Raw genomic sequence first — 25,142 nt, forward strand, 5'->3', positions numbered from 1 at the left:
TGGGTTCAGCCCTTCTTGGGCCCGTCGATCACCTCAGCCGCTGTACGGAACGCCTCCACGGCCGTGGGCAAGCCGCAGTAGATGCTGGCGTGCAGCAGCACTTCCTGGATTTCTTGCGCGGTGGCGCCGTTGTTGAGTGCGCCGCGCACATGGCCCTTGAGCTCGTGTTGCTTGCCCAAAGCGGTCAAGAAAGCCACGGTGATCAGGCTGCGTGTCTTCAGGTCGAGCCCCGGACGCTGCCACACATCGCCCCAGGCATTGCGGGTGATGAACTCCTGAATCGGCTGGGTGAATTCCGTGGCGTTGCCAAAGGCATTGGCCACGAAGTCCTCGCCCATGACCTGCTTGCGCGTGGCCAGGCCTTTGTCGAAGTCCTTGGTGGATGGGGGTTGCGTCATGCGGGCTCTCCAATACGGTTGGGGCCGCCATGTTAGCCGCAGCGCCTGGGCAAAAAGCACAACGCCACTTGCCGTCCCCCACGTGGGGCAGGCAAGTGGCGCGGTCAATGGCTCCGCCGTTGGCTTATGCAGCCGCGAGATCGAAACGATCAAGGTTCATGACCTTGGCCCAGGCGCGCACAAAGTCCTGCACGAACACCGCCTGCGCATCGCTGCTGCCATACACCTCGGCCAGGGCGCGCAGTTGCGAGCTGGAGCCGAACACCAGGTCGGCCACCGTGCCCGTCCACTTCGGGGTGCCGCCGCTGCGGTCCACGCCTTCCAGCACGCCGGGGGCCGAGGCAGACTTCTGCCACTTGGTGCGCATGTCCAGCAGGTTCACGAAGAAGTCGTTGCTCAGGGTCTGCGGGCGCTGCGTGAACACACCGTGCGCGGCGGACGACGCCACGTTCGCCCCCAGCACGCGCAGGCCGCCGACGAGCACCGTCATCTCCGGCCCGGTCAGCGTGAGCTGGTTGGCACGGTCGATCAACAACTCGGACACGGCGCCTTCCAGGCCTGGCTTCACGTAGTTGCGGAAACCATCGGCCGCAGGCTCCATGACCTCGAAAGAGGGCACATCGGTTTGCTCTTGCGAGGCATCAGTGCGGCCTGGCGTGAACGGTACCGTCACGTCCTGCCCGGCCTTCCTGGCTGCGGCCTCCACGGCTGCGCCACCAGCCAGCACGATCAGGTCGGCCAGCGAGATCTTCTTACCGCCGGATTGCGCAGCATTGAAGGCCTGTTGGGTCGCTTCGAGCTGGCCCAGCACCTTGGCCAGCTGCGCGGGCTGGTTCACCTCCCAGTCCTTTTGCGGCGCCAGGCGGATGCGGGCACCGTTGGCGCCGCCGCGCTTGTCGCCACCCCGGAAGGTGGAGGCTGAAGCCCAGGCGGTGGACACCAGCTCGGCGATCGACAGGCCCGATGCAAGCACCTGAGCCTTCAGCGCCGCGACATCCTGCGCGTCGACCAACGCATGGTCCACATCCGGCACCGGGTCTTGCCACACCAGCACCTCGGCCGGCACGTCTGCGCCCAGATAGCGCGAACGGGGGCCCATGTCGCGGTGGGTCAGCTTGAACCAGGCACGGGCAAACGCGTCGGCGAACTGGTCGGGGTTGTCGAGGAAGCGGCGCGAGATCTTCTCGTAGGCCGGATCGAAGCGCAGCGACAAATCGGTGGTCAGCATGGTGGGCACCAGCTTCTTGGCAGGGTCGTGGGCGTGGGGAATGGTCGCCGCCGCGCCCTTGGCCGTCCACTGGTGCGCGCCGGCCGGGCTCTTGGTCAGCTCCCATTCAAAGCCGAACAGGTTCTCGAAGAAGTTGTTGCTCCACTTCGTGGGTGTGGTGGTCCAGGTGACTTCCAGGCCGCTGGTGATGGTGTCGCCGCCAAAGCCGCTGCCGTGCTTGCTGATCCAGCCGAAGCCCTGGTCCTCGATGCCACCGCCTTCGGGCTCCAGGCCCACCAGGGCCGCGTCGCCTGCGCCGTGCGTCTTGCCGAAGGTGTGGCCACCGGCGATCAGTGCCACGGTTTCTTCGTCATCCATGGCCATGCGGGCAAACGTGTCGCGGATGTCGCGCGCTGCGGCCAGGGGGTCAGGGTTGCCGTTCGGGCCTTCGGGGTTCACGTAGATCAGGCCCATCTGCACGGCAGCCAGGGGCTTGGCCAGGTCGCGCTCGCCGCTGTAGCGCTTGTCGCCGCCCAGCCAAGTGCTCTCTGCGCCCCAATACACGTTTTCATCGGGTTCCCACACGTCGGGGCGGCCGCCGGCAAAGCCGAAGGTCTTGAAGCCCATGGATTCGAGCGCGACGTTGCCGGTCAGGATCAACAGGTCGGCCCACGAGATCTTGCGGCCGTATTTCTGCTTGATGGGCCACAGCAGGCGGCGGGCCTTGTCCAGGTTGGCGTTGTCGGGCCAGCTGTTCAGGGGCGCAAAACGCTGCTGCCCTGCCCCGGCACCGCCGCGGCCATCAGCAAGGCGGTAAGTGCCGGCGCTGTGCCAGGCCATGCGAACGAAGAGCGGACCATAGTGGCCGAAGTCGGCCGGCCACCAGTCCTGCGAGTCGGTCATCAGCGCGTGCAGGTCAGCTTTCACAGCGGCCAGGTCCAGGCTCTTGAACTCTTCGGCGTAGTTGAAGCCGTCACCCATGGGGTCCACCAGGGGCGAGCTCTGGTTCAGGGGGCGCAGGTTGAGCTGGTTGGGCCACCAGTCGGCGTTGCCACGGCCCTTGGGCGCGGCGGCCTGGGTGTGATCGAAGGGGCACTTTGCGTCTGTCGTCATGGGTCACTCCTTGTTATGGCTGATGAACGGCTCCGATCCTAAAAAATGTACACTCCATTGAAAAGGCAATCATATTCATCAAGACGATAGTTTTTATTGAAAACTGGCGAGCTTCAACGGAGCTTCAGGCTCCCCGCAACCACAGGTATCGAACAGCACGGAGCGCACCCAGCGATGCCCCGCGGAGCGGTGGGTGCGTTCGTGCCAGGCGGCAGTTTTCACGAATCCCGGTATGGCCACCGGCGGCTCCATGACGACCAGCCCCGGCGCATCGGCCACCACCCGCTGCGGCACGACCGCGATCAAATCGCTGGTGCGCAGAATCTGCGGCAGCACCAGAAAACTGGTGATCGACAGCGCCACCCGGCGTGACCGCCCCAGGCGCGCCAGCGCCTCGTCCGTCACGCCGTAGAAGCTGCCGCCGGTGTACGAGATGAGTGCATGGTCCAGCGCACAGAAACGGTCGAGCGACAGGACGTCACCCTGTGCATCCGGATGCCCTTCGCGCATCACGCAGACATAGCGCTCGTCGAACAGGTGGCGGGCGTACAAGTCGGGCGCCGTGTTCTCCGGGCTGATCAGGGCCAGGTCGATATCGCCGCGCTCCAGCCGCTCGTACACCGGCAGGTGCTGGGCAGGCACCACGGCCACACGCACGCCTGGCGCGCGGCGCCGCAGCTTGGCAAGAAACGGCACCACCACCGCCTGCAGCGCGTAGTCGGTGGATGCCAGGTGCACGGTCATCTGCGCCGTGGCAGGGTCGAAGGCCTGGGGCTGCAGCAGCGACTCGATCCCGCCCAGCAGCTCCTTGACCGGCGCGGCCAGCTCCTGCGCGCGCAGCGTGGGCGTGATGCCGCGCTGGGTGCGCACGAAAAGCGGGTCGTCGAAGCTTTCGCGCAGACGGGTCAGCATGCCACTGACCGCGGGCTGGGTGAGCGACAGGCGCCGGGCGGCGCGGGTCACGCTGCGCTCGTCGAGCAAGGCATCCAGCGCCTTGAGCAGGTTCAGGTCCATGGCCCTGATATCGATTGCCATGATTTCAAGAATAAGAAATATCGATTTGGTTTATGGCTGCATCGTACCCACCATCCTCACCGTGTGTGGCCATGACTTGTTTTGGCCCTCCCGCTTCACCCCCCTTTTCAGCCTCCCACAAGAAAGAAAGCTGCATGTCTGCCCTGTTCACCCCGTTCCAGCTCCAAAGCGTCACCCTGCGCAACCGCATCGCGATCCCGCCGATGTGCCAGTACAGCGCCACCGACGGCCTGACCAATGAATGGCACCAGACGCACTACGCCGGCCTTGCCCGTGGCGGCGCAGGTCTCGTGATCGTCGAGGCCACCGGCGTGTCGCCCGAAGGCCGCATCACCCCGGCCTGCACCGGCCTGTGGAACGACCAGCAGGTCGAAGGCCTGGCCCGCATCGCCGCCAACATCAAGGCTGCTGGCGCCGTGCCCGGCATTCAGATCGGCCACGCCGGCCGCAAGGCCAGCGCCCAGCGCCCGTGGGAAGGCGACGACCACATTCCCGAAAGCGATCCGCGTGCCTGGCAACCCATCGCCCCGTCCGCCATTGCCTATGGCGGCGGCCTGCCCCGCGTGCCCAAGGCCATGACGCTGGAGGACATCGCCCGGGTGCAGGCCGACTTCGTCGCCGCCGCCCACCGCGCGCTAGCAGCAGGCTTTGAATGGCTGGAACTGCACTTTGCCCACGGCTACCTGGCGCAAAGCTTCTTCTCGCCCCACAGCAACCAACGCACCGACCAGTACGGCGGCAGCTTCGACAACCGCGCGCGCTTTCTGCTGGAAACGGTGGAAGCGGTGCGCAAGGTCTGGCCCGCGCACCTGCCGCTCACGGCACGCTTTGGCGTCATCGAATACGACGGCCGCGATGAGGAAACCGTGGGCGAGTCCATCGAGCTGGTGCGCCAGATGCGCGAGCGCGGCCTGGACATGGTCAACGTGAGCGCCAATTTCGTGATCGCAGAGACGCAGATCCCCTGGGCCACGCCCGCCTTCCTGGCCCCGATAGCCCAACGTGTGCGCAGCCAAGCCGGCCTGCCGGTGGCCTCGTCCTGGGGCATCGATGATCCGCAGGTCGCCGAGCGCGCAGTGGCCGACGGCCAGATGGACCTGGTGATGATCGGCCGCGCCCACCTGGCCAACCCGCACTACACCTACCACCTGGCCCAGGTGCTCGGCGAGCCCAAGCCCGAATGGACTACGCTGCCCGCGCCGTATGCCCACTGGCTGTCGCGCTACCGGGGCGCGGCCAAGGTGGCTGCAGCGCAATAGCCCGCAAGAACGGCACGTACCCTTCCCTACCGCCGTCCCGGCCGCCCTGTGCCGCCCCCCCTCAGCGCTCGGTCAGGCGGTGCAGCGGCAGACCCGGCGCATCCAGCTGCGCGCGCAGCACCTGGCCGTGGGTCGAGTCGGTGACGTAGACCGTGCGACCGCCCTCGCCGCCAAAGGCGAGGTTGGTGGTCGACGCCCCGGCCGGCCCGCGCAGCACCAGCTCGGGCTCGGCGCGGTGGTTGAGCACCCAGACATAACCCAGGCCAGGGTTGGCCACCAGCAGGCGGCCCTGCGCATCCACGGCCAGCCCGTCGGGGCCGCTCGGACCGTAGGACGTGAAGAACTGCCCCACCTTGGCCACGCTGCCATCGGGCAGCAGCGGCACGCGCCAGACGCAATTGCCGCGCGTGACGGCCAGGTACAGCACGCGGCCGTCGGGCGAGAGCGCCACGCCATTGGGGCTGGGCACGTTGGCCAGCAATTGGTCGAGCTGGCCGTTCGGGCGCAGGCGGTACAGGCGGCCGCTCGGGTCGTGCAGGCCGCTCTGCCCCTGGTCGGTGAAGTACAGGTTGCCTTCGGCGTCAAAGATGAGGTCGTTCACGCCCTTGAAGCGCTCGCTGTTGCGGCGCTCCAGGTACGGCGTGACCTTGCCGGAGGCCATATCCAGCCGCATGAGGCCGTTCTTGTAGTCGGTGATCAGCAGCGTGCCTGCATCCAGGAACTTCATGCCGTTGGGCTCGCCGTCGTACTCGGCCACCAGTGTCCATTCGCCCTCAGGGCTGATGCGAAAGATGCGGCCCCAGGGGATGTCGGTCACGTACAGGTGGCCCGCACCGTCGAACACCGGGCCTTCGAGGAACGAATCGGTGACGGCGCCGCCCCGGTTGGCATCGGCCCAGGCACTGCGCTCGCGGCGGCGAAAGTGGTCGGGCATGGAGGTGAACACATCCAGGTCACGGACCTGGGGAGGCTGCAGCAAAAACATGGAGAAGGTCTTTCTTGTTCAGGACGCGGTGGCAAAACCATACAGCCGCGCCGGGTTGTCGACCAGCACGCGGTCCATCGCGGCGTCGCTGCCCGCCCAGGCGCGCAGCAAATCCACCAGGTCAGCATCGTTCACCGAACCCGGTGCCTCGGTGGTGTGCGGCCAGTCGCTGCCCCACACCAGGCGCTCGGGCGCGGCTTGCACCAGGGCGCGTCCCAGCGGCAGCGTGTCGGCGTAGCTCGGGCCCTGCACGGTGGAGCGCATGTAGGCGCCCGAGAGCTTGACCCATGTGTTGCCACCGTCCAGCAGCCCGCGCAGCACGCGATAAGCCTCGGCAGACGGGCCCTGCACCGGGTCGATGCGGCCCAGGTGGTCGATGACCAGCGGCACGGGCAAGGCCCGGAGAACGGGTGCGAGCGCCACGATCTGCTCCGGGTGCGCGAACACCTGGATGTGCCAGCCGCCGCAGTCCGCATGGCGCGCGACCTTGTCCGCCAGGGTGGACAGCATGGCCGGCGTGGTCGTACCCCAGGACTGCGGCGAGACGAAGTTCACCCGAAGCCCGCGCACGCGGTGTGCTGCCAGGCGGGTGAGTTCGGCGCCGTCCACCGCCGCATCCACCACCGCCACGCCGCAGGCGCTGTCGCCCAGCTGGTCCAGCGCATGCAGCGTGCAGGCATTGTCGGTGCCGTAGGTGGACGGCGTGACCACCACGGTGCGCGACGTGCCCAGGCGCTGCTGCAGCTGCCGGTAGGCGGCCACGGGCGCATCGGGCGGCGTGCGTGGCCAGTGCGGCGACGGTGCAAAGCGCGCATCGAAGATGTGCATGTGGCTGTCGCACGCCAGCGCGGGCAGCACGCGCGACGGTCGGTGGAGGCCCGCCGAATGCGGCACGGGCTCGGTGAGTTCAGGAAGATTCATCGCGTGCCGTCGCCCATTCACCGCGCCAGCCTTTTCACCTCGCGCAGCCCGGGCCAGCAGCCGCCGCGCAAGGGCCGTCCCGCCGCGCTGGCGGCGTCCCCCTGCCCGCGGCGCACAGCGCCGCGAGAGCGGGGGGAAGGCCCGCAGGGCCTCAGGGGGGTGTACTTCATTTCAGTCCAGCTTGATGTTGCCCTTGCGCACCACCTCGCCCCATTTCGCGTCTTCCTTCTTGAGAAAGGCCGCGAACTCGGCGGGCGTGGAGCCTACAGGCTGCGCGCCCATGTCGGCCAGGCGCTGCTTGAACTCGTCTTCCTTCATCACCTCCTGCACGGCCTCGCGCAGCTTGGCGGCGATGGGCTCGGGCGTGCCGACGGGCAGGAACAGGCCGTTCCACTCATAGGCCTCGTAGCCGGGGATCACCGTCTCGGCCACCGTGGGCACATCCGGCAGGCGCTTGGACCGTTCGGGTGCCGACACGGCCAGCGCGCGCAGTTTGCCGCCGGACACGTGCGGGTAGGTGGCAGCCACGGTGCCGAACATGAAGTCCACCTGCCCTGCGATCACGTCGGTGATGGCCGGGCCGCCGCTCTTGTACGGCACGTGCACCATGTCCAGGTTCAGCTGCTGGCGCATCAGCTCGGCCGCCAGCCGCTGCACCGTACCGCTGCCGCCCGAGGCGAAGTTGAGCTTGCCCGGCGCCGCCTTGGCCTTGGCGACCAGGTCGTTGATGTTCTTGAGCGGCGAGTCCGCCTTCACGATGAGCACATTGGGCGCCAGCAGCACCAGCGACAGCGGCTGCAGCGCGTTGGCGGCATACGGCATCTTGGGAAACAGGTGCGGGTTGATGGAGTACGGCGTGGCGTCGTACAGCACCGTATAGCCATCCGCATTGGCCTTGGCCACGTAGCTGGCGCCGATGGTGCCGCTGGCGCCGGCCTTGTTGTCCACGATCACACTGGTGCCCAGCTTGGCGCCCAGGCGCGTGGCCAGCACGCGGGCCACGGCGTCGGCGGCGCCGCCCGGGGCGTACGGCACGACGATGGTGATCGGGCGCTCAGGGAACGCAGCATGGGCCAGGCCCGTGGCCAGGGCGCAGGCGGCGATCAGGGGTTTGAGAAAACGCAACATATCTTGTCTCCGGTCATCAATCGTTGTTCAGTCGTAGTTCGGTCACTCTGCCTTCAGATCCAGGTCCTTGGCGATCTGGGTATAGGTGGCGACTTCGCGTTCCACCTGCGCCGCAAACGCAGTGCCGCAGCTCGAGTCCGCATCCAGCCCCAGGCCGCGCAGCTTGTCCACCGCGGTGGCGCTCTTCGCAAAGTCCACGGCCGCGCGTTCGAGCTTCTGCACCACGGCGTCGGGCACACCGGCGGGCGCCAGCACGCCGTACCAGGCATCGGCCGAATACTTGCCGCCGCCGGCTTCAGCGAAGGTGGCCACGTCGGGCAGCAGCGACGAGCGCTTGGGCGACGCCACAGCCAGGGCCGTGAGCTTGCCGCTTTTGATCTGCGGCAGCACCGAGCCCAGCGTGGCGAACGAGCTGTCGAGCTGGCCGCCCATCAGGTCCGTGACCACCGGCGCCGCGCCCTTGTACGGCACGTGGTTGAGCTTGAGGCCATTGGCCCGCGCGAACATCTCGGTGGCAAAGTGGCCCGAGCTGCCCACGCCGGCAGTACCGGCCGTGGTCACGCCCGGCTCCTTGCGGGCACGGGCCATGTAGTCGGCCAGCGATTTGACCGGCATGCCGGGGCCCACCACCAGCACCGTCGGGCTCGTGGCCACCGTGCACAGCGGCTTGAAGGACTTCACCGCATCGAACTTGACCCGGTTGCTGTACAGCCCCGGGATCATGGTGTGGTTGGTGGCGCCGAACAGCAGCGTGTAGCCGTCGGCCGGCGCACTGGCCACGGCCTGCGCGGCCAGGATGGTGTTGGCGCCGGGCTTGTTGTCGATGATGAAGGGCTGGCCCAGCGCGCGGCTCGCTTGGTCTGCGAATGCGCGGGCCACCACGTCGGTGGGGCCGCCGGCGGCAAAGCCCACCACCAGCTTCACGGGCTTGGCGGGGTAGTCGCTAGCCTGTGCGAAGCAAGCGCCAGACGCTATAAAAAACGTAGCTTCTAGCGCTTGATGGACGAGCGGTAGACGCATTTTTTTATCAAAATTCCTGTGCATGGAAGTGTCTCCTGTCATGGCTGCGGTGCGGCAGCCGCCGGTTGTGGCGCCATCCGGTGCGGACACACAACGCTGGTGTGCCCTGCCCGGCCCGGGGTCTGCCTGCTACGGTTCACTCTGCGGCCGGCCCTGCTGCGGCAGGGCCAGCGCCGGCTCATGCCGCCGCGGCGGCCGGCGCGCGGGCCAGCACGGCGAGCAGGTTCTGGGCAGCGCCCACGCCCATGTTCACGTAGGCGTCGCTCGTCACGCCGCCAATGTGCGGGCTGAGGATGAAGTTCTTCTCGCCCTGGAACGGGTGGCCGGCCACCATGGGCTCCACCGCAAAACTGTCCAGGCCCGCCGCCATCACCTGGCCCGAGCGCACGGCTGCGAGCAATGCGGCTTCGTCGATCAGGCCGCCGCGGGCGGTGTTGACCACGATCACGCCGCGCTTGCACTGTGCGAGCGTGGCGGCGTTCAGCATGCCGCGGTTCTCGTCGGTCAGCGGGCAGTGCAAGGACACGGCATCCGCCTCGCGCCAGATGGTCTCCAGGCTCACGCTCTGCACATAGTCCGGCAGATTCTTGGCAAACGGGTCGAAGCCGATCACGCGCATGCCCAACGCGTCGGCCATCTTGGCAAAGCGCAGGCCGATGGCGCCCAGGCCCACCAGGCCCACCGTGCGGCCGCCCAGCTCCAGGCTCTTGTGCGTGGCCTTGTCCCAGTGGCCGGCATGCATGCGTGCATCCAGCTGTACCACGGACTTGGCGCAGGCCAGCAGAAGCGCCAGCGCCTGCTCGGCCACGGCTGCGGCATTGGCCCCCACGGCAGCCACCACCTCGATGCCGCGCGCCTGGGCCGCCACCTTGTCGATGGTGTCGGTGCCGCTGCCGTGCTTGGAGATCACCTTGAGCGAAGGCGCCGCGTCCATCACGGCTGGGCCCACCTTGCCGTAGCGCACGATGATGGCCACGGGGTCATGTTGCTTGGCCAAGGCGACCATGTCTTCTTCGGTCGGCGTCTTGCCGGCGTAGACGATGTCGTAGCCGGTGAGCAGGCCGAGCGCCTGCTGCGCCAGGTCAGCGCCCGTGACGATGATGGTGGGGTTGGTGCTCACAGCGATTCCCCTTCCGCCAGGACACCAGCCGCACGCAGCGCGGCGGGCAACCACTTCGAGGCCGTGTCGCCACGGGCGATGGCCTCGATGCGGGCGGCCTCGTCGGCCACCTTCTTGTCGGCCAGGGCCATCATGCCGGGGGCCTTGGCGCGCTCGATCACGACCACGCCGTCGGCATCGCCCACCACCAGGTCGCCTGGGTTCACGGTCGCGCCGCCGGCAGAGATAGGGTGGTTGATGCGGCCGGGCACGTACTTGGTGGGCCCGGCGGGGTTGAAGCCTGCGCTGAATACGGGGAAGTCCAGCTCCAGGATCTCCAGCTTGTCGCGGATGGCGGCGTCCACGATCACGCCCGCCAGGCCACGCTTCTTGCAGGCGCTGAGCATCAGCGTGCCCATCAGCGCGGCGGTCAGGTCGCCCTTGCCGTCGATCACCAGCACGTCGCCCGGCTGGGCCAGCGCAATGGCGGCGTGGATCATGAGGTTGTCGCCGGGGCGCACTTCCACGGTGAAGGCCGGGCCTGCGACCTTCATGCTCTGGTGCACCGGCGCCACGCGGCCGTGCATCGTGCCGCGGCGGCCCGCCACGTCGGCCAGGATCGCGGCCTGGAAGGTCGCGGCTTTGCTCACGACGTCGGCGCTCACGCGCTCGATGTCACGAATGATGTCGGGGAGTTGGCTCATGGTGTTCTGTCCGTTTGAAGAATGAAGAAGAAATGGGTGCAGGGGATGCCGGCTGCAAAGGCCGTCTCACTCAGCTTTTATGTTTCCGTCCTTGATGACCTTGGCCCACTTGGCGGAGTCGGCCTTTTGCAGGTCACCCAGCTGCTGGGGCGTGCCGCCGACCAGCGTCACGCCCAGCTTGTCGGCCAGGGCCACCAAGGCGGGGTCCTTCAGGGCCTTGTTGATTTCCTGGTTCAGGAGCTGCACCACAGCCGTGGGTGTCTTGGCGGGCGCGAACACGGCCTGCCACTGCTCCACCACGAAGTCCTTCATGCCGACCTCGGCCATCGTGGGCACGGCCGGCAGGGACTTCAGGCGCTGGGCCGACGTGACGGCCAGCGCGCGCAGCTTGCCCGCCTGCACATGGGGCAGCGCGGCGGCGGCCGGCGCGAACATGAACTGCACCTGCTCGGCCAGCGTGTCCTGCAGCGCCGGGGTGTCGCCCTTGTAGGGCACGTGGATGAAGCGCGCGCCGGTCTGCTGCTGCAGCAGCTCGCCCTGCATCTGCAAGATGGTGCCGTTGCCGCCCGAGGCGAAGGCGAGCTTGCCCGGCTGGGCCTTGGCAGCGGCCAGCAGGTCGGCCACCGTCTTGAACGGCTGGTCTGCACCCACCACCAAAATGTGCGGAATGGTGCCGATGATGACCACGGGCTCGAAGGCCGTGATGTGGTCGTACGGCAGCTTGCCCATCAGGTGCGGCGCGATCGCCTGCGGCCCGATGGAGGTGCCCAGCAGCGTGTAGCCGTCGGGCGCCGCCTTGGCAACAAAGGCCGCGCCGATGGTGCCGGTGGCACCTGCCTTGTTGTCCACGATCACGTTGGTGGACAGCGCCGCGCCGATGCGCTGCGCCACATTGCGGCCCAGCACGTCGGTGCTGCCGCCCGGGGGGTACGGCACCACCCAGGTGATGACGCGGCCGGCAGGCCAGTCGGCCTGGGCCAATGCAGGGGCCGACAGCCAGGGGGCCAGCAGCGCGGCACCGCTGGCGGCGAGCACGCTGCGGCGCGGCAGGCCGGCAGATTGAGTGTGTGTTGCGGATTCGGTCATGGGCAGGTCTCCCGGTGTCGTCAAGGCAATGAAGAAATGGTTGGCGCGAAGCCGTAGAGCGCGGCCGGGTTGTCCGCCAGCACGCGCTGCAGCGTGGCGCTGTCGCCTGTATCGCGCGCCCAGTCGGCCAGCCGGTCCACCTGGCGGGCGTCGTCGGGCAGGGGCTGCACGCCGGCCGATGCGGTGGCATGCGGCCAGTCGCTGCCCCACACCACGCGGTGGGGCGCGCAGCGCAGGTAGCTGGCGGCCAGGGCGTCGAGCGCGGGGTCTTCCACCGAGTGCTGCTCGCTCACGATGTAGCCGCCCGACAGCTTGATCCACGCCTGCCCGCCCTGCAGCAGCGCCAGCAGCAGCGCATGGGCAGGGTGCCGCCCCGCCTGCGCGGGAGCGATGCGGCCGAAGTGGTCGAACACCACCGGCACGGGCAACTGGTGCAGCACGTCGGCCTGTGCGACCAGCACATCGGCCGCCATCAGCAGTTGCAGGTGCCAGCCCAGCGGCGCGATGCGGCGGGCCAGCGGCAGCAGTGAATCTGCCGTGCCCGACACGCCCAGCGACAGGTTCAGCCGCACGCCGCGCACGCCGGCGGCCTGCAGGCGCAGCAGCTCGCCATCGCTCTCGGTGCCGTCGATCACCGCCACGCCACGGGCTTGCACGCCCATGGCGCCCAGTGCGGCCAGGCCTTCGAGCATCGGGCGGTTGTCGGTGCCGTAGGTCGATGGCGTGACCAGCACCACCCGCGTGGTGCCGATGCGCTGCTGCAACACGGCATAGTCCAGCGCCGACGCATCGGGCGGCAGAAGTTTGGCCTGCGGCGCAGCCGGAAAGCGGCTGTCGTACACATGCACATGGCAGTCGCAGGCGCCGGCCGGCGCCACGGTGCGCGGCACGGCAGTACCGGCTGAAAACCGCACCGCATGGGCGGTACGCACAGGCGTGACAAGGCTGTCGCGGTGCATGGCGCGGACTCTTTGAGGGGAGTGAAGCGGTCGCTGTGGCGGCGCTGTCGGTCAGTCCAGGCTTGCGCCCGAGTCCTTGACGATCTTGCCCCAGCGCGGCACTTCGGTGCGCAGCAGCTGGCCGAACTGATCGGCCGAGCCGCCCAGGATGTCGCCGCCTTCGGAGCGCAGCTTGTCGGCCACTTCGGCGTGCTGCAGTGCCTGGTTGATGGCCTTATTCAGCTGCGCCACGATGGGCGCGGGCGTGCCGGCGGGCGCCAGAATGCCGAACCAGGTCACGGCCTCGAAGCCCTTGTAGCCCGACTCGGCCAGCGTGGGCACATCCGGCAATTGCGACGAGCGCTTGGCCGACGTGATGGCCAGCACCTTGAGCTTGCCGTTGCGCACCTGGCCCAGCAGCGTGGGCACGGAGGACATGTACAGATCGATCTGCCCGCCCACCAGGTCGGTCATGGCCTGGGCCGCGCCCTTGTAGGGGATGTGGCGCAGCTTGATGCCCGCCGCGTTCTCGGCCAGCTCGCCGGCCAGGTGGGCCACCGTGCCGTTGCCCGAGTAGCCCAGGGTGAGCGCGTCAGGCTTGCCCTTGGATGCAGCCACCACGTCGGCAAAGGTCTTGTACGGCGAATTGGCCGGCGCGGCGATCACGATGGGCGACGACGACACCAGCGCCACGGGCACCAGGTCCTTGATGGGGTCGTAGGGCAGCTTGGGGTACAGCGTGGGGTTGATGGCCAGGTTGCTGGTCTGGCCCATGACCAGCGTGTAGCCGTCAGGAGCGGACTTGGCGGCCGCATCCACACCCAGATTGCCGCCTGCGCCGGGGCGGTTGTCCACGATCACGTTCCACTTGTTCTGGTCAGTGAGCTTTTGCGCCACGGTGCGCGCGATCATGTCGGTGCCGCCACCGGGTGGGAACGGGACGATCAGGCGGATGGGTTTGCTGGGGTAAGCGGTCTGCGCCAGAGCGGCCCCGGTGGGTGCAACTGCGGCCGCAAAGCCCAGGAAGGCAGCGCACAGGAAGCGCGAAAGCGAAGTGAAGGCGGTCATGAATTTGTCTCCGTTGTGGTGGTTCGTCACGCCGGTCTGCAGGGCCTTTGTTGTGATACGTGTTCTGGCCCGGCGCCGTGGCCGCGACTTTACGCAGACGTTTCAACCCATACAATGCAGTTGCACACAGTGAAACGTATAGCGCCATGAGCAACAAACCCCGCAAGCCCCCGGTCCCCGCGCCACTACCAACGACCGAACCCTCCGTGTCAGCACCCGCATCAGCCACCGCCCCGCAGCCCGATGCTGCCGGCGGCGTGATCGCCGTCACGCGCGCTCTGCAGGTGCTCGAAGCCTTTGCCCTGGGCGAATCCAGCCTGCCGCTGGCCGAGTTGAGCCGCCGCTGCGGCCTGCACAAGACCACGGTGCTGCGCCTGGCGCGCACGCTGGCGCAGTCGGGCTTCATGGTGCAGCGCGAAGACGGCGACTGGCGCCTGGGGCCCGCCGCGGGCTGGCTGGGCGCGCGCTACCAGGCGGGCTTTGACGTGCAGAACGTGCTGGAACCCGCGCTGCGCGAGCTGACCCACGCCACCGGCGAAAGCGCGGCCTTCTACGTGCGCGAAGGCCAGGTGCGGACCTGCCTGGTGCGCGTGGAGGGGCCGCAGGCTCTGCGCCACCACGCCCGCATGGGCGAGGGGCTGCCGCTGGACAAAGGCTCGCCGGGCCGCGTGATCCTGGCGTTCTCGGGCGAGCCGGGCAAGGCCTATGAGGACATCCGCAAGAAGGGCTACCACTGGTCCATCGGCGAACGCGAACAAGGCGTGGCCACGGTGTCGGCGCCGGTGTTCGGCATGCACTGGCGCCTGATGGGGTCCGTGTGCATTTCAGGCCCCGCCTCACGCCTGCCCGCTGAAAAGCTCGAAGCGCTGGCCCAGACGGTGATCGCCGCGGCCACGCAGCTGTCGTATGCGCTGGCGGGCAACACGGCAGCGCCCGCGCAAAGCCCGGTACGGGCCACGCACTGGCATCCTTGAGCTCCCCCTGAGCCGCCTGGCGGCGTCTTCCCCCTAAGGGGGACGCACCCGATGGACCGGCAAAGCCGGATCCACGGGTGCACTGGCGGGGCGGCGCCAGTTTCATGCGCACAGCGCGACGCATGCATCGCGGATACTGGCATCCACGACACAACACAACACAGCCAAGGAGACCTTCGTGAGCCGCTATCCCTTCCCCGACCTGAACACCCTGCCCGACGACATCCGCGCACGCATCGTGGAAGTGCAGGAAAAGGCCGGCTTCATCCCCAACGTGTTCCTGGCGTTCGCGCGCCGCCCGGCCGAGTGGCGCGCCTTCTTTGCGTACCACGATGCACTCATGCTCAAGGAAGAAGGCAGCCTGACCAAGGGCGAGCGCGAGATGATCGTCACCACCACCAGCGCCGCCAACCAGTGCCTGTACTGCGTGGTGGCCCACGGTGCCATCCTGCGCATCTACGAGAAGAAGCCGCTCATCGCCGACCAGGTGGCGGTCAACTACCGCAAGGCCGACATCAGCCCGCGCGAGCGCGCCATGCTCGACTTTGCGATGAAAGTCTGCCAGCGCTCGCACGAGATCGAGGACGCTGACTTCGAGGCCCTGCACCCGCACGGGTTCGACGATGAGGACATCTGGGACATCGCGGCCATCACCGCGTTCTTTGGCCTGAGCAACCGCATGGCCAGCTTTGCGGGCATGTTGCCCAACCCAGAGTTCTACTTGATGGGACGGGTGCCCAAGCAGAAGTAAGTGCCCTGGCGCATTTACTACATATTTGATAGCTAATAGCGCTTATCCAATGAGCGCTAGAGCCCTATTTCTTTCAAATTCAGTCTGCAGTGACAAGCGCCCGCATCCAGTCCGGCAAGGGCGCTGCTTTCTGCTGCGGAAAGTCCACCCAGATGGTGGTGGCCCCGCCCGCAGCGCAGATGACGCCCGGCTGGTCCACCCGCTCCATCGTGCCCCAGGTCTCGAACGTGGTGCGGCCCGGGTCGCTCACGTAAAGCTTGAGCAACACGTCGGCCGGGTATTCGAGCTGCTTGTAGAAATTGCAGAACGCATTGACGATGACCGGCCCCTGTCCGCGCGGGTCGGGGTTGCAGCCCACCGACACCATCCAGTCGATGCGCGCGGTTTCCAGGTAGCGGAAGTACACCGTGTTGTTGACATGGCCCATGGCGTCCATGTCGCCCCAGCGCACGGGGAACCGCATCTCAAAGACCAGCTTCTTGATTTCGGGAATTTCAAGCTTCATCGGTAGTCCAGGTTGTTGGCACGTCCACGCGCTCCGCAACTGGCACGCCCCAATGCCAGTGCCACCGTGGAACTGGCTCTGCCAGGCCACCGGTGGCGTCCCCCTCGGGGGATGGCGCGCAGCGCCTCAGGGGGGCTTCCTATACAGCAAAGCCGTCATCGGCCGCAATTACCGCACCATTGATGAAGTGGCTCTGGTCGCTGGCCAGCATGACCAGCAAGGCATCCAGGTCTTGCGCGTTGCCCACGCGCTTGCGGGGCAGCATGTCGATGAGCTTCTTGCCCTGCTCGGTCTGCCAGTGGTGGTGGTTGATCTCGGTATCGATGTAGCCAGGGCATATCGCGTTCACGTTGATGCCAAACTTGCCCCACTCCATGGCCATGGCCTTGGTCATCTGCACCACGGCGGCCTTGCTCATGCAGTAGGCGCCGATCTGCGGCAGCACCTTGAGGCCTGCCATCGAGGCGATGTTGATGATGCGCCCCCCGGTGAAGCTGCCCGGCGCGGCACCGCGCGAGCGAGCCAGCATGCGCTTGCCGACCTCCTGCGCCACGAAGAAGGCGCCCTTCACGTTGGTGTCGAAGATGAAGTCGTAGTCCTCCGGCGTCACGTCCTGGATACGCTGCGTGGTGCTCACGCCCGAGTTGTTGACCAGGATGTCGATGGAGCCCATCTCGGTCTCGGCGTGTGCCACGGCGGACTTGATCGAGTCGTGGTCGGTCACGTCGAGTTCGATCACATGGGCGTCACCGCCCTCGCCTTCGATGCGTGCACGCAGCTCCTTGAGCTTTTCGACCCGGCGGCTGGCCAGCACCACGCCGGCGCCCGCGCGGGCCAGCGTGCGGGCAAACTGTGCGCCCAGGCCGCTGGAGGCACCTGTGATGAAGGCCACGCGGCCGGACAAGTCGATGCTGTATGCCATTTAGAGTCTCCCTACTGGATCAAAATAGAACGGTCGTTCGATTGTCTGTATTCCGTGAATACAATCAGTCGCCAGCCAGACAGGGCATTGCACCCTGCTCTGTAGAAAATAGCCCATTATCAAACGCCCGACGAGAAGCCCATGACCAATGAAGAAATCCTCGCCCAATACGGCCCCCGCGAATCCATGGAATACGACGTCGTCGTCGTCGGCGGTGGCCCGGGCGGCTTGGCCACTGCGATCCGCCTGAAGCAATTGGCGGCTGAAAAAGGCCAGGATGTCTCGGTCGTGGTGCTGGAAAAAGGCTCCGAACCCGGCGCGCACATTCTCTCGGGCGCCATCATGGACCCCAAGGCGCTGACCGAACTGATCCCCGACTGGAAAAAGCGCGGCGCTCCGCTGAACCAGCCCGTGACCGACGACGCCTATATCTTCCTGGGCGAAAAATCGGGCTTTCGCGTGCCCAACATGTTCTTGCCGCCGTTTGCGCACAACCACGGCAACTACATCATCAGCCTGGGCAACCTGACCAAATGGCTGGGTGAACAGGCCGAAGCCCTGGGCGTGGAAATCTTCCCCGGTTTCACCGCCGCAGAAGTGCTCTACAACGACAACGGCTCCGTCAAGGGCGTGGCCACCGGCAATCTGGGCATCGGCAAGGATGGCGAGCCCACCGAAAACTTCCAGCTGGGCATGGAGCTGCTGGGCAAGTACACCGTGTTTGCCGAAGGCGCACGCGGCCACCTGGGCAAGCAGCTGATCGCCAAGTTCCACCTCGACAAGGACCGCGACCCGCAGAGCTTCGGCATTGGCGTGAAGGAGCTGTGGGAGATCGACCCCAAGAAGCACCAGCCCGGCTTTGTGATGCACACCGCCGGCTGGCCCATGGAGAACGATACCTACGGCGGCGCCTTCCTGTACCACCTGGAGGGCAACAAGGTGGCCCTGGGCTTCGTCACGGGCCTGGGCTACACCAACCCGTACCTCAGCCCGTTCGAGGAATTCCAGCGCTGGAAGACCCACCCGAACGTCCGCTACTACTTTGAGAACGAAAAGGGCGAGATCACGGCCAAGCGCCTGTCGTATGGCGCACGCGCCATCAACGCCAGCGGCATCAACGCCCTGCCCAAGACGGTCTTCCCGGGTGGCGCACTGGTGGGCTGCAATGCAGGCTACCTGAACGTGGGCCGCATCAAGGGCAGCCACGCCGCCATCAAGACCGGCATGCTGGCCGCCGAGGCCGCTTACGACGCCATCGTGGCGGGCCGCCAGCACGACGAACTGACGGCCTACCCCAAGGCCTTCGAGGAAAGCTGGCTCTACACCGAGCTGAACAAAGACCGCAACTTCAAGAACTGGTTCAAGTACGGCCTGACCGCCGCCACGCTGATGAACGGTTTCGAGCAGTTCGTGCTGCGCGGCCACATCCCCTGGACCCTGCACCGCGACAAGCCCGACCACGCGTATCTGAAGCCCGCGGCCGAGTGCAAGCCTATCGTCTACCCCAAGCCCGATGGCAAGCTCACGTTCGACCGCCTCTCCAGCGTGTTCATCAGCAACACCAACCACGAAGAGAACCAGCCGGCCCACCTCACGCTCAAGGACGCGAGCGTGCCAGTCAACATCAACCTGGCCAAGTACGCCGGTCCCGAGGCGCGCTACTGCCCCGCGGGCGTGTACGAGTTTGTGCCCGACGTGGCCAAGGGCGGCGATGCGCAACGCCTGCAGATCAACGCGCAAAACTGCGTGCACTGCAAGACCTGCGACATCAAGGACCCGACGCAGAACATCGTGTGGGTCACGCCCGAAGGTGGCGGTGGCCCGAACTACGCGGGCATGTAGTCACATCAAAATTCATAGCGCCTGGCGCTTTATGGGCCTGCGCTGTAGGCCTTTTTTATTGAATTTCCGGGATCAAACCGCTGCACGAACGAGCTGAAACTGCCCCATGGCACCGGCCAGGCGGTGTGCCTGGTCCTTGAGGCTCTGGGCCGCGGCAGCGCCCTCCTCTACCAGCGCGGCGTTCTGTTGCGTCATGTGGTCGAGTTGGTCCACGGCCTGGCTCACCTGGCCGATCTGCGTGCTCTGTTCGCTGCTGGCCTCGTTGATCTCGGACATCAACGTGGTCACGCGCTCCACGCTCTGCACGATGTCGCCCATGGTGGAGCCTGCCGTCACCACCAGCCTGGCGCCGTCGCTCACCTTCTCGACGCTGGTGGAGATCAGCGCCTTGATCTCGCGCGCCGCGTTGGCGCTGCGCCCGGCCAGGCCCCGCACCTCGCTGGCCACCACCGCAAAACCACGCCCCTGTTCGCCCGCGCGGGCAGCCTCGACGGCCGCATTGAGCGCCAGGATGTTGGTCTGGAACGCAATGCCATCGATGATGCCCACGATATCGGCAATTTTCTTGCTGCTGGCGTTGATCTCTTCCATGGTCTTCACCACCTGGCTGACCACCTCGCCGCCCTTGCTGGCCACTTGTGTGGCATTCAGGGCCAGCGCATTGGCCTGGCGCGTGCTGTCCGCATTGGCCGCCACCATCTGTGCTAGCTGGGCAATGCTCGCCGCCGTCTGCTGCAGGTTGCTGGCGGCATGTTCGGTGCGTGCGCTCAGGTCGGTGTTGCCCGCCGCCACCTCGGAACTGGCCACGTGGATGGACTCCCCCGAGTCACGCACCTCGGTCACAACGTAGTGCAGGGACTCGACCATCTTGTCCAGCGCCGTGAGCAACTGGCCGATTTCATCGGTGCGCTGCGTCTGCATGCGCACGGTCAGGTCGCCATGTGCCACCAGGTCCGCAGCCTCGCAGGCCTGGCGCAGCGGCAGCACGATGGAGCGCCGCAATAGCCAGCCAAACAGCGCCGACAGCCCCACCACCACCAGCACCGCGATGGCACTGATCCACTGTGCGCGCGAGGCGTCGCTGATCATGGCGTCCGCCGCCTGGAGGGACGCCTGCTCGGACGCCCCGAGCAACTGATCAATGGCCCGCAGGTATTGCGTCAGTGCGGCGGCGTGGTCCTGCAGCTCCTTCTGGCTGATGATCTTGGCCTCCAGGGCGTTCTGCACCAGGGCGTCGCGCAGCGCCGCGTATTGCTGCCGCTGCGCCTGGGCCTCGGCCCACAGGGGTTTGGTGTGCTCGGCTGTGGATGCACCTGCCAAAGCCTCTTCGATGCGCTTGCGCATCGCGTCTTCGGTCGCCAGTTGCTTGCGGATCTCTGCCACCAGGGGAAATACGTCGGAGGACACCGTGGTGCGCAACGCAATCTGGCCAATGGTGACCGACTGCGTCTTCCAGTCGCGCACCGAGCGTTCAATGGGCAGTTGCTCGCTGGCAAGCAACGTGGCCTGGCGGCGGGTGCCCTCGCCGGTCATCCACGTCATCGCTCCCAGCAGTGCCACGGCGCAGCCCAGCAGGCCAAAGCTGGCCGCAAGCTTCTGCCCCACGCTCAGGTTGCGTCGGCCACCAGCGGGCGCAGCCTCTGCCGATGCAGGGCCGGAGCGGGAAGCGCCTGCAGGCGCATCCGACGCAGAGGTGCCGCTCGCCGTGGGGGCCGTACGCGGCTGCGCGTACCGTTCGGCATGGGAAGTGGCTGGCAGATAGTTCATGAATTTCTCCTGGTTGCATCCCACTGCCCGCAAAGCAGCATGGGAAAGAACGCAAACGCCGTGCCACTGAGCAGGGCCGGAGGCAACGCGCCTCCGGCTTGCGTGTCAATGCACGGTGCACTCTTCGCCGTAGCCGCCACCACCGGGGGTCGATATCTCGAACACATCGCCGGGCTCCATCAGTGCCGCACCGATATGGCCCAGTTCTTCCACCTGGCCGTTGGCACGCAGCACACGGTTGGCGCCGGGCCGGCCGGGTTGGCCGCCTGCCATGCCAAAGGCGGGGTTAAGCCGGCCGTTGGAAAGGATGCTGGCCGTCATCGCCTCCAGAAAGCGCACGCGCCGCACGCCGCCATCGCCACCCGCCCAGCGGCCTGCCCCGCCAGAACCGCGCTGGATCTCGTAGCTGTCGAGCACCACGGGGAAGCGGAACTCCAGCACCTCGGGGTCGGTCAGGCGCGAATTGGTCATGTGCGTCTGGACCACGCTGGTGCCGTCAAACCCGCGCACCGTGCGGCCTGAAGCATCGAACACCGCACCCGCACCGCTGCCGCCGGCAATGGTTTCGTAGTACTGGTACTGCGCATTGCCAAAGGTGAAGTTGTTCATGGTGGGCTGGCTGCCCGCCATCACGCCCAAGGCGCCGAACAGCGCATTGGTGATGCAGGTAGAGGTCTCGACGTTGCCCGCCACCACCGACGCCGGCGGATTCGGGTTGAGCATGGAGCCCTGCGGGATGATCACCTGCAGAGGTTTCAGGCACCCGGCGTTCAGCGGAATGTCGTCGTCCACCAGCGTACGGAACACGTACAGCACCGCGGCCATGCACACCGCACGCGGCGCGTTGAAGTTGTTGGTCTGCTGCGCGCTGGTGCCCGCAAAGTCGATCACCGCGCTGCGCTCGGCCACGTTGACCTTGACCGACACGCTGATCTGCGCGCCGTTGTCCAGCGGCAGGGTGAACTGCCCGTCCTTGAGCTGCGTGATCACGCGGCGCACGGACTCTTCAGCGTTGTCCTGCACATGGCGCATGTAGGCCTGCACGACATCCAGGCTGAACTGGTCCACCATCTTCGAGAGTTCCTGCACGCCTTTTTCGTTGGCGGCGATTTGCGCACGCAGGTCGGCCAGGTTCTGCTGGGGGTTGCGGCTGGGATACGACGTGGTGCCGCCGCCCGTCGTCAGCAGGCTGCGCACTTCTTCTTCCAGGAAGATGCCCCGGTCCACCAGCTTCACGTTGTTGATCTGCACACCCTCTTCGTCGATGCGCGTGGAGAACGGTGGCATCGAGCCCGGCGTGGTGCCGCCGATGTCGGCATGGTGGCCCCGGCTGCCCACATAGAACGTGGGCTCGGAGCCCTCGGCCACGTACACCGGGGTGATCACCGTCACATCGGGCAGATGGGTGCCACCGTGGTACGGGTCGTTGAGCATGTACACATCACCCGGGTGCATCTTGCCCGCGTTCTCGCGGATCACGGTCTTGATGCTCTCGCCCATGGAGCCCAGGTGCACGGGCATGTGCGGCGCGTTGGCAATCAGGTTGCCGGTGGCATCGAACAGCGCGCAGCTGAAGTCCAGGCGCTCCTTGATGTTCACCGAGTACGCCGTGTTCTGCAGCTGCAGGCCCATCTGCTCGGCGATGTTCATGAACAGGTTGTTGAACACCTCCAGAAGCACCGGGTCCACCGTGGTGCCGGCCGCGTACTGCACCTTGCGGGCCGTGACGCGGTCCAGCACCAGGTGATCCAGGTCGGTCAGGCGGGCGGACCAGCCGGGCTCCACCACCGTGGTGGTGTTCTTCTCGGCAATGATGGCCGGACCGGGAATCACATCGCCGGGGTGCAGGTCTTCGCGCACCACCAGCGCGGCGTCGTGCCACTCGCTGCCCGAGTACATCTTCACCGTTTCGCGCAGCGGGTGCTTGCGGTGCGGGTGCACCGCCAGGCGCGGCTCTGCAGGAGCGTCGCCTGCAATCATGGCCTCCACCGAGACGGCCTCCACCACCAGCCCTTTGCCCGCCATCAGGAAGGCAAAGCGCTGGCGGTAGGCCGTCTCAAAGGCGGACTGGATGCTGGCCATGTCGCCAAATGGCACCACCAGGGCTGAATCGGTGCCTTCGTAGCGCACATGCACGTTGTGGCGCACCTGCACCGGGTTGACGCTGACCTGCTGGCGCTCCAGCTCGGCCTGGGCTGCGGAGCCCAGGGTGTCCAGGCGTTCGGCAATCAGCGGCAGCGACGCGGTGGCCAGCGGCATCTCCACCGCTTGCTCGCGAATCACGGTCTGGTCGGCAAGGCCCATGCCGTAAGCGCTCAACACCCCGGCCAGCGGATGGACGAACACACGGGTCATGCCGAGGGCATCGGCCACCAGGCAGGCGTGCTGGCCACCCGCACCACCAAAACACTGCAGGGTGTAGCGCGTCACGTCGTAGCCCCGCGCCACGCTGATTTTCTTGATGGCATTGGCCATCTGCTGGACGGCAATCTGGATGAAACCCTCGGCCACTTCTTCGGGTTTGCGCTGGGTCTGGGCGGCGATGGCTTCAAACCGCGCGCGCACTGCGTCGGCATCCAGTGTTTCGTTGGCTGCAGGGCCAAACACGCTGGGGAAGTAACGTGGCTGCACCTTGCCCACCATCACATTGGCATCGGTCACAGCCAGTGGCCCCCCCCGGCGGTAGCTCACCGGCCCCGGGTTGGCACCCGCACTTTCAGGGCCTACGCGAAAACGGGCACCGTCATAGGCCAGCACCGAGCCGCCGCCAGCGGCCACCGTGTGGATGCTCATCATGGGCGCACGCATGCGCACACCCGCCACATGGGTCTCGAACTCACGCTCGAACGCACCGGCGTAGTGGCTCACGTCGGTGGACGTGCCGCCCATGTCAAAGCCGATGACTTTTTCGTGCCCCGCCAGCCCTGCAGTCCGCGCCATGCCCACAATGCCGCCCGCGGGTCCGGACAGAATCGCGTCCTTGCCCTGAAACGTTCCGGCATCGGTGAGCCCACCCGACGATTGCATGAAGAACAGCTTCACGCCCGGCATCTCGCTGGCCACCTGCTCCACATAGCGGCGCAAGATGGGCGACAGGTAGGCATCCACCACTGTCGTGTCGCCCCGGCTCACGAATTTCATCATGGGGCTGGTTTCGTGCGAGGTGCTGATCTGCGTGAAGCCCACTTCCCGGGCAATGCGCTGGGCAGCCTGCTCGTGTTGGGTGTAGCGGTAGCCGTGCATGAAAACGACGGCCACGCTGCGCAGCCCACGCGCGTAAGCCGCCAGCAGGTCACCCCGCAGGCTGGGCTCGTCCAGTGCCTGCAACACGTCGCCATGGGCGCCCACACGTTCGCGCGCTTCGATCACCTCGGTGTACAGAAGCTCGGGCAACTGGATATGGCGGTCGAACAGGCGTGGGCGGTTCTGGTAGGCAATGCGAAGTGCATCGCGAAAACCGCGCGTGGTCACCAGCAGTGTGGGCTCGCCCTTGCGCTCCAGCAGCGCATTCGTGGCCACGGTGGTGCCCATCTTCACGCATTCCACCAGCGCGGGTGTAACAGGCTCACCGGGTTTGAGACCCAGCAGGTGGCGGATGCCCGCCACGGCGGCATCCTTGTACTGCTCAGGGTTTTCCGACAGCAGCTTGTGGGTGGTCAGCGAGCCATCGGGTCGCTTGGCCACGATGTCGGTGAATGTACCCCCACGGTCAATCCAGAACTGCCAGCGGGGGATGTGGATGGAGGGTGCAAGTTGGGTCATGGTGTGATGGTTTGCAAAGGTGAAAAGAAAGTGTTCGGTGCGCCGCTCAGGCGGCCAGGGCCAGGGAGGAAGGGGCCAAAACCGGTGTTCGGGCCAACGCCTCCAGCACCGCATGCACCGAAGGGATGGAAGGTGCCGTCGCTATCGCCCGGTCTGTATCGCACCAGGGGCGGTCCAGCGCCGCGATCCAGGGCATCACGACATGGATGTCCGAGGGCGGCAGGGTTTGCATGCTGTCCACCACGATGCTCAGCTCCTGCGCCAGGCGCGTACCCGGCGCAAAGCGCCAGTGGTACTGGCCGCAACCCAGGCGCACGGCGCGGCTGTCTTTTTCTGTCATGGCCACGAGCCATGGGCAGTGAAACTCCGAGCACGCGGGATCCGGAGGATCGGCGAGGCAGAAGCTGTAGACGTTTTCATAGGTGCGGCCAAAGTGGCGCACCAGGGTTTCGGCAATGGCGTCGCGGCCGTGGGCCAGGGGCGGAAAACCCATGTCGCCCTGCCGCACATCCATGCGCAACAGTGCGCCGCCAGCGAAGGCCCGCTCCATCAGGTGGGGCCGGTTGCCATCCTTGGCCAGCAGATACATCTCGATGGTGTCTGAAGGGGTTTGCATGGTGATTCCTTGGTGATTGCCGTGTGCTTGCTGGGTGATTCC

21 protein-coding genes are annotated in these 25,142 nt (G+C 66.6%); 4 read left to right on the forward strand and 17 right to left on the reverse strand.

Annotated elements, in window-relative coordinates:
- Positions 1 to 5: 5 nt before the first annotated feature.
- From ARADN35_RS0120240 to ARADN35_RS0120250, 3 genes are all read right to left on the reverse strand, one after another.
- The gene (locus tag ARADN35_RS0120240; protein ID WP_010465441.1) at positions 6 to 398 is read right to left on the reverse strand and encodes a carboxymuconolactone decarboxylase family protein; all 393 of its coding nucleotides are present in this window, start codon (positions 396 to 398) and stop codon (positions 6 to 8) included.
- Between the two features lie 124 nt (positions 399 to 522).
- Positions 523 to 2,718: a catalase/peroxidase HPI gene (gene katG / locus ARADN35_RS0120245; protein ID WP_010465443.1), complete on the reverse strand. Its 2,196-nt coding sequence runs from the start codon at positions 2,716 to 2,718 to the stop codon at positions 523 to 525.
- A 93-nt stretch (positions 2,719 to 2,811) separates the two neighbouring features.
- Positions 2,812 to 3,753, reverse strand: coding sequence for a LysR family transcriptional regulator (locus ARADN35_RS0120250; RefSeq protein WP_029414231.1), 942 nt, complete (start codon positions 3,751 to 3,753; stop codon positions 2,812 to 2,814).
- Between the two features lie 134 nt (positions 3,754 to 3,887).
- Here ARADN35_RS0120250 and ARADN35_RS0120255 point away from each other — a divergent pair, with 134 nt between their 5' ends.
- A complete protein-coding gene (locus ARADN35_RS0120255; protein ID WP_010465448.1) occupies positions 3,888 to 5,012 on the forward strand; it encodes an NADH:flavin oxidoreductase/NADH oxidase in 1,125 nt (374 codons plus the stop codon).
- Positions 5,013 to 5,073: 61 nt separating this feature from the next.
- Here ARADN35_RS0120255 and ARADN35_RS0120260 read toward each other — a convergent pair whose 3' ends face one another.
- From ARADN35_RS0120260 to ARADN35_RS0120300, 9 genes are all read right to left on the reverse strand, one after another.
- On the reverse strand, positions 5,074 to 5,997 hold the full coding sequence (locus ARADN35_RS0120260) for an SMP-30/gluconolactonase/LRE family protein (RefSeq protein WP_010465450.1): 924 nt from the start codon (positions 5,995 to 5,997) through the stop codon (positions 5,074 to 5,076).
- Positions 5,998 to 6,015: 18 nt separating this feature from the next.
- Positions 6,016 to 6,918: an amidohydrolase family protein gene (locus tag ARADN35_RS0120265; RefSeq protein WP_010465451.1), complete on the reverse strand. Its 903-nt coding sequence runs from the start codon at positions 6,916 to 6,918 to the stop codon at positions 6,016 to 6,018.
- A 171-nt stretch (positions 6,919 to 7,089) separates the two neighbouring features.
- Positions 7,090 to 8,046 carry a Bug family tripartite tricarboxylate transporter substrate binding protein gene (locus tag ARADN35_RS0120270; protein ID WP_010465453.1) on the reverse strand — a complete coding sequence of 319 codons (957 nt, stop codon included), beginning with the start codon at positions 8,044 to 8,046 and terminating at the stop codon, positions 7,090 to 7,092.
- A 42-nt stretch (positions 8,047 to 8,088) separates the two neighbouring features.
- Positions 8,089 to 9,090 (reverse strand): Bug family tripartite tricarboxylate transporter substrate binding protein, encoded by a 1,002-nt coding sequence (locus ARADN35_RS0120275; protein WP_029414232.1) that lies wholly within the window; start codon positions 9,088 to 9,090, stop codon positions 8,089 to 8,091.
- A gap of 154 nt (positions 9,091 to 9,244) precedes the next feature.
- Positions 9,245 to 10,186, reverse strand: coding sequence for an NAD(P)-dependent oxidoreductase (locus ARADN35_RS0120280; RefSeq protein ID WP_010465457.1), 942 nt, complete (start codon positions 10,184 to 10,186; stop codon positions 9,245 to 9,247).
- Positions 10,183 to 10,869, reverse strand: a complete 687-nt coding sequence (locus ARADN35_RS0120285; RefSeq protein WP_010465459.1) for an RraA family protein — start codon at positions 10,867 to 10,869, stop codon at positions 10,183 to 10,185. The genes ARADN35_RS0120280 and ARADN35_RS0120285 overlap by 4 nt, the downstream gene beginning before the upstream one ends.
- A 66-nt stretch (positions 10,870 to 10,935) precedes the next feature.
- Positions 10,936 to 11,955: a Bug family tripartite tricarboxylate transporter substrate binding protein gene (locus tag ARADN35_RS0120290; RefSeq protein WP_010465461.1), complete on the reverse strand. Its 1,020-nt coding sequence runs from the start codon at positions 11,953 to 11,955 to the stop codon at positions 10,936 to 10,938.
- Between the two features lie 20 nt (positions 11,956 to 11,975).
- Positions 11,976 to 12,914 (reverse strand): amidohydrolase family protein, encoded by a 939-nt coding sequence (locus tag ARADN35_RS0120295; protein ID WP_010465462.1) that lies wholly within the window; start codon positions 12,912 to 12,914, stop codon positions 11,976 to 11,978.
- 51 nt (positions 12,915 to 12,965) lie between these two features.
- Positions 12,966 to 13,961 (reverse strand): Bug family tripartite tricarboxylate transporter substrate binding protein, encoded by a 996-nt coding sequence (locus ARADN35_RS0120300; protein ID WP_010465464.1) that lies wholly within the window; start codon positions 13,959 to 13,961, stop codon positions 12,966 to 12,968.
- A 146-nt stretch (positions 13,962 to 14,107) separates the two neighbouring features.
- On the opposite strand from ARADN35_RS0120300, the gene ARADN35_RS0120305 reads away from it, so the two are divergent.
- Together ARADN35_RS0120305 and ARADN35_RS0120310 are read left to right on the forward strand one after the other, a co-directional pair.
- Positions 14,108 to 14,935 carry an IclR family transcriptional regulator gene (locus ARADN35_RS0120305; RefSeq protein ID WP_029414234.1) on the forward strand — a complete coding sequence of 276 codons (828 nt, stop codon included), beginning with the start codon at positions 14,108 to 14,110 and terminating at the stop codon, positions 14,933 to 14,935.
- A 178-nt stretch (positions 14,936 to 15,113) separates the two neighbouring features.
- On the forward strand, positions 15,114 to 15,686 hold the full coding sequence (locus ARADN35_RS0120310) for a peroxidase-related enzyme (protein WP_010465468.1): 573 nt from the start codon (positions 15,114 to 15,116) through the stop codon (positions 15,684 to 15,686).
- Between the two features lie 79 nt (positions 15,687 to 15,765).
- On the opposite strand, the gene ARADN35_RS0120315 is transcribed toward ARADN35_RS0120310, so the two are convergent.
- Positions 15,766 to 16,191 (reverse strand): acyl-CoA thioesterase, encoded by a 426-nt coding sequence (locus ARADN35_RS0120315; RefSeq protein WP_010465469.1) that lies wholly within the window; start codon positions 16,189 to 16,191, stop codon positions 15,766 to 15,768.
- A gap of 139 nt (positions 16,192 to 16,330) precedes the next feature.
- On the reverse strand, positions 16,331 to 17,113 hold the full coding sequence (locus tag ARADN35_RS0120320) for an SDR family oxidoreductase (RefSeq protein ID WP_010465470.1): 783 nt from the start codon (positions 17,111 to 17,113) through the stop codon (positions 16,331 to 16,333).
- 141 nt (positions 17,114 to 17,254) lie between these two features.
- On the opposite strand from ARADN35_RS0120320, the gene ARADN35_RS0120325 reads away from it, so the two are divergent.
- The gene (locus ARADN35_RS0120325; RefSeq protein WP_010465472.1) at positions 17,255 to 18,955 is read left to right on the forward strand and encodes an electron transfer flavoprotein-ubiquinone oxidoreductase; all 1,701 of its coding nucleotides are present in this window, start codon (positions 17,255 to 17,257) and stop codon (positions 18,953 to 18,955) included.
- A 72-nt stretch (positions 18,956 to 19,027) separates the two neighbouring features.
- Here the strand turns inward: ARADN35_RS0120325 and ARADN35_RS0120330 are convergent, their stop codons facing one another.
- From ARADN35_RS0120330 to ARADN35_RS0120340, 3 genes are all read right to left on the reverse strand, one after another.
- The gene (locus ARADN35_RS0120330) at positions 19,028 to 20,722 is read right to left on the reverse strand and encodes a methyl-accepting chemotaxis protein (RefSeq protein ID WP_010465474.1); all 1,695 of its coding nucleotides are present in this window, start codon (positions 20,720 to 20,722) and stop codon (positions 19,028 to 19,030) included.
- Between the two features lie 105 nt (positions 20,723 to 20,827).
- Complete coding sequence (locus tag ARADN35_RS0120335) at positions 20,828 to 24,484, reverse strand: hydantoinase B/oxoprolinase family protein (RefSeq protein ID WP_010465476.1); 3,657 nt, start codon at positions 24,482 to 24,484, stop codon at positions 20,828 to 20,830.
- A gap of 46 nt (positions 24,485 to 24,530) precedes the next feature.
- On the reverse strand, positions 24,531 to 25,100 hold the full coding sequence (locus ARADN35_RS0120340; protein ID WP_010465478.1) for a hypothetical protein: 570 nt from the start codon (positions 25,098 to 25,100) through the stop codon (positions 24,531 to 24,533).
- Positions 25,101 to 25,142 lie beyond the last annotated feature (42 nt).

The organism is Acidovorax radicis N35, assembly GCF_000204195.1.
GTDB classification, from domain to species: domain Bacteria; phylum Pseudomonadota; class Gammaproteobacteria; order Burkholderiales; family Burkholderiaceae_C; genus Acidovorax; species Acidovorax radicis.

Coding starts and splice junctions, on each gene's coding strand:
- ARADN35_RS0120320 (WP_010465470.1), bottom strand. CDS start 17,113: ATGGCATACAGCATCGACTTGTCCGGCCGCGTGGCCTTCATCACAGGT.
- ARADN35_RS0120290 (WP_010465461.1), bottom strand. CDS start 11,955: ATGACCGAATCCGCAACACACACTCAATCTGCCGGCCTGCCGCGCCGC.
- ARADN35_RS0120295 (WP_010465462.1), bottom strand. CDS start 12,914: ATGCACCGCGACAGCCTTGTCACGCCTGTGCGTACCGCCCATGCGGTG.
- ARADN35_RS0120330 (WP_010465474.1), bottom strand. CDS start 20,722: ATGAACTATCTGCCAGCCACTTCCCATGCCGAACGGTACGCGCAGCCG.
- ARADN35_RS0120260 (WP_010465450.1), bottom strand. CDS start 5,997: ATGTTTTTGCTGCAGCCTCCCCAGGTCCGTGACCTGGATGTGTTCACC.
- katG (WP_010465443.1), bottom strand. CDS start 2,718: ATGACGACAGACGCAAAGTGCCCCTTCGATCACACCCAGGCCGCCGCG.
- ARADN35_RS0120285 (WP_010465459.1), bottom strand. CDS start 10,869: ATGAGCCAACTCCCCGACATCATTCGTGACATCGAGCGCGTGAGCGCC.
- ARADN35_RS0120305 (WP_029414234.1), top strand. CDS start 14,108: ATGAGCAACAAACCCCGCAAGCCCCCGGTCCCCGCGCCACTACCAACG.
- ARADN35_RS0120315 (WP_010465469.1), bottom strand. CDS start 16,191: ATGAAGCTTGAAATTCCCGAAATCAAGAAGCTGGTCTTTGAGATGCGG.
- ARADN35_RS0120250 (WP_029414231.1), bottom strand. CDS start 3,753: ATGGCAATCGATATCAGGGCCATGGACCTGAACCTGCTCAAGGCGCTG.
- ARADN35_RS0120325 (WP_010465472.1), top strand. CDS start 17,255: ATGACCAATGAAGAAATCCTCGCCCAATACGGCCCCCGCGAATCCATG.
- ARADN35_RS0120335 (WP_010465476.1), bottom strand. CDS start 24,484: ATGACCCAACTTGCACCCTCCATCCACATCCCCCGCTGGCAGTTCTGG.
- ARADN35_RS0120300 (WP_010465464.1), bottom strand. CDS start 13,961: ATGACCGCCTTCACTTCGCTTTCGCGCTTCCTGTGCGCTGCCTTCCTG.
- ARADN35_RS0120255 (WP_010465448.1), top strand. CDS start 3,888: ATGTCTGCCCTGTTCACCCCGTTCCAGCTCCAAAGCGTCACCCTGCGC.
- ARADN35_RS0120270 (WP_010465453.1), bottom strand. CDS start 8,046: ATGTTGCGTTTTCTCAAACCCCTGATCGCCGCCTGCGCCCTGGCCACG.
- ARADN35_RS0120265 (WP_010465451.1), bottom strand. CDS start 6,918: ATGAATCTTCCTGAACTCACCGAGCCCGTGCCGCATTCGGCGGGCCTC.
- ARADN35_RS0120275 (WP_029414232.1), bottom strand. CDS start 9,090: ATGCACAGGAATTTTGATAAAAAAATGCGTCTACCGCTCGTCCATCAA.
- ARADN35_RS0120240 (WP_010465441.1), bottom strand. CDS start 398: ATGACGCAACCCCCATCCACCAAGGACTTCGACAAAGGCCTGGCCACG.
- ARADN35_RS0120340 (WP_010465478.1), bottom strand. CDS start 25,100: ATGCAAACCCCTTCAGACACCATCGAGATGTATCTGCTGGCCAAGGAT.